We start from the raw sequence: 3513 nt of genomic DNA, 5'->3' as shown, positions 1-3513 counted from the left end.
GAAGCAAACCGGACTCGCTCAATTTCCGGTAGTTATCAACAAGGGTTTAATGTTCCTTGCCTACAGAATAATTGCGCTCATGCAGAGGTGGCAGGTATCGGCAGGACTACAGGAACTCAATGGATTTCTGGCAAAGTACAGAAGGTAACAGGTGGCTTTGGCATCTTGAAAGCGCTTAATGATGGTCAAGAACCAACTGGTAGAAATCCTTTTGGTTCGGCATTTAAACAAGTGATTTGGGATATTGATGAAACAAGCGGTTCTATGGAAACTGCCATGTTCTTCCGTATTTGCAAAACCATTCCCTTTGTTGGTCGCACCTGTTCGCCATACTTTATCGGGCCTGTTCCGTTTATCGAATACAAAGAAAAAGACCCCATTATTTTCGGTCAACCCTCAACACTTCCAGAGTAATGCTTTAGTATTTTTACTTCAAGAATTTTCGGCTAGAGCAAAACTTGTAGACCTTCGATTTCAATACCTTTATGAGCAAGTTTTTAGCGACAACTAACACAACTACTAGTCAAACATTTCAGTTGGAGCAATTACAAAATCCTTCAGACGCAATTGGCAAGTACACTCACTCTCTTTTTACTCCCAATGGACTGACAGTTTTGTCCTTACTTGGTGCTTATATTTTGCTCAAGGTGTTTTTTGGCGATGGTAACAAAAAGAAAATCGCTACTTCTTATTGGGGTGGAGCTAAAGAAACTGCTACTGCTCAGGAAAAAGCCATCTTGCAAATTGCCAATCCCCAATGTGATAGTGCGGCACTTTACATTGGTAAGCATCAGGGAAAAGGTGGTGGCACTACTTTTTATATTCCTGATGTGCAAAGAGGTACGGCAGTCATCGGCGCTCCCGGTAGTGGTAAAACATTCAGCGCCATTAACCCGATGATTTACTCGGCAATTGATCAGGAATTTCCATGTATAGTTTATGACTTTAAGTATCCTTCTCAAGCGAAAGTTGCTGCTTATGCTAAATACAAGGGCTATGATGTTCACATCTTTGCACCGGGATTTCCTGAATCTGAAGTTTGCAATCCTTTAGATTTTCTCCGGGATAGTAGTGATGCCGAATCGTCCCGACAAATTTCCACTGTGATCAATAAGAATTTTCGACTTTTGGGCAATTCAACTGAAGATGGTTTCTTCGGCCCGTCTGGTGATCAGTTGACTCAGGCAATTCTGATGTTAGCTAAAGAGTTCGGTCAATTCGCAGATGTTATGACTTGCGCCGCGATACTTTCTAGCGAACAAATGGTCAAACGCCTGATGGCTGCTTCTCTCAATCCTTGGGTAAAAATTGCTTTTGGTCAGTTGTTCAGTTCCGCAGCTAGTGAAAAAACCGTTGCCGGGATTGTCGCTACCGCCAGCATCATGTTCACTCGCTTTATGGCGAAAAACACACTAGGCTGCTTCATTGGAAAGACAACTTTACCTTTGGAAATTAAAGGTAAGCAGATGATTATCTTTGGGTTGGACAGAGAACGCCGAGATGCAGTAGGGCCCCTCATGACCAGCATTTTACACATGACCATCGCCCGAAATATTGCCAAAAAACGGAAAGATCCACTGATCGTTGCACTGGATGAATTACCGTCTATTTATCTGCCTGATTTATATAGATGGCTGAACGAATCTCGTTCTGAGGGCTTCTGCGGTATTATCGGCTTCCAAAATATGGGGCAGCTTGAGAAGAACTACGGTAAAGATATCGCCAAGGCGATCCTGGGGGCTTGCAGCACTAAATTCATTTTTAATCCTGGTGAGAACGAGTCGGCGCAATTATTCTCCAGCTTCTTAGGTGATGAAGAGATTAAGTACAAGCAAAAAAGCCGTTCTACTGGTAGTAAAAATAATAGCACAAGCATCAGCGACCAAGAGAAAACTAGAAAGCTTTTTGAATCGGCTCAATTTCTGAAGTTAATTGCTGGTAAATGCGTTTTTATTAATCCGGCTTATGCCAATAAAAAGGAGGGGTCTGTTCCTTTACTCAAAAGTATCAAAATTAATGAGCCACTCAAAAATATTGATAAATACAATCAACTTAAATGGGCAAGGATTGTCAGTTTACTAGCTAGAAAGAGTACACAAAAATTTCCCTCACAGCAAGATTTAACTTTGCGAGTTAAGCAAGTTGATTCACGCTTCCCCATTCCCCAAAATCCTCAAGCTGTTTCTAATAATTCCGGTCTGACATCAAAAGACGTTGGCAGTATGGTTAATCAAGACCAAGTTCCTCCTGATATCGGGTTTTAATATTATGAAAATGACTATTGAAGAATTGAAGATTGAGAACTTTGACTTAATCAAAACTTTATCTCAACAGTATATTCTTGCTAATGGTAGTTTCATTGAAATTAATATTCCTCCAACTCAAATCATTGACAATTTTAATACCTTGTCTGGAACTAGACCAAGGCTTAAGAGTTTAGGAATATATATTGTTATCAGTTTGAAGAATATTTATATTAAACTAAATCAACAATTATGTATTCAAATAGTTAATCAATATATTCACGGTATTGGCTGGCATGATTTGCAGTATATTTGCTTTTTTGATATTAATCCAAGTAATGTTTACATTCATATTGTTTTTAATCGGGTTACTCCAGAAGGTAAGCTCATTGATATCAAATACTTGGGGGCTAACTGGCAACAATATGAGGTTTTACGTCAATCTTGTTCTCGGATCTTAGAAAACCCTGCTAACAATAAATATTTGCAGAGCCGATGCAACTGTTGTTCTTAAACAATACAGCACAAGGCACAGTGGTAAGAAGTCAGAATTCAGGAGTCAGAATGGGCTGCGCCCCGCTACGCTAACAGAATTTATAAAAGGTTTGATATTCCGAGTACATTTTTGAGTCAAATGAGTTTCTGGTTCTTCTACTGTTCTGACTCCTGAATGCTGACTCCTGAATTCTTACGCACAGTGTATAAATAATTAACAAAAAATATGTTTGATGAACGACATTTGCAACTCACTTCTGCTTACGCTAAAGCTAGTCAGCATTTTATTAGAGCTTTTATTTATCCTTTAGGAGAGTTTATTTATAAATCAATCGAATTAGCTATTGATTTAAAATGTCAAATTGAAATAGGAGAAGAAACTTATTTTCTTACTCCTGATAAGGATGGTGGTTGGAAATGGTCTAAAGGTAACTTTGAAGGTGTAACAGATGAGGAAATAGAACAAGTAGAAGAGATGATGGCATATTTATTGCCTAAACTTCTCCCCGGTAGTAATGATATAACACCGTCAAATTTTCCTCCTGCTCCTGATTTACCTCCAGTTTTACCTAACCCCAATTCCCCCTTAATTCTTCCGCCTTCTGCCACATCTGTTGAGTTTTTAACTATACCATTCAATTCTCAAAATCCCCAGGAATATCTACCTATTCAAGACCAACAAAATCTAGATTTAAATCCTTCTATCCAGAGAAATGTTTTTTTAACAGGTGAAGATGAACTTAAAGATACATTATCACAATCATATCAAGAGAGT

At 38.8% G+C, this 3513-nt stretch carries 2 protein-coding genes and 2 pseudogenes; all 4 read left to right on the top strand.

Features of this window, described 5'->3' with window-relative positions:
- Window positions 1–414, top strand: a pseudogene (locus H6G97_RS47880) (hypothetical protein); the annotation flags it as partial.
- 71 nt (window positions 415–485) lie between these two features.
- A complete protein-coding gene (locus tag H6G97_RS47875) occupies window positions 486–2264 on the top strand; it encodes a type IV secretory system conjugative DNA transfer family protein (RefSeq protein WP_190947352.1) in 1779 nt (592 codons plus the stop codon).
- 10 nt (window positions 2265–2274) lie between these two features.
- Window positions 2275–2757, top strand: coding sequence for a relaxase/mobilization nuclease domain-containing protein (locus H6G97_RS47870; RefSeq protein ID WP_242056127.1), 483 nt, complete (start codon window positions 2275–2277; stop codon window positions 2755–2757).
- 207 nt (window positions 2758–2964) lie between these two features.
- A pseudogene (locus H6G97_RS47865) lies at window positions 2965–3513 on the top strand (DUF3854 domain-containing protein); the annotation flags it as partial.

The organism is Nostoc flagelliforme FACHB-838 (genome assembly GCF_014698065.1).
Classification (GTDB): Bacteria; Cyanobacteriota; Cyanobacteriia; order Cyanobacteriales; family Nostocaceae; genus Nostoc; species Nostoc flagelliforme_B.
The sequence above is the reverse complement of the archived record's forward strand: the minus strand, read 5'-3'. Positions and strand labels throughout refer to the sequence as shown.

Coding starts and splice junctions, on each gene's coding strand:
- H6G97_RS47875 (WP_190947352.1), top strand. CDS start 486: ATGAGCAAGTTTTTAGCGACAACTAACACAACTACTAGTCAAACATTT.
- H6G97_RS47870 (WP_242056127.1), top strand. CDS start 2,275: ATGACTATTGAAGAATTGAAGATTGAGAACTTTGACTTAATCAAAACT.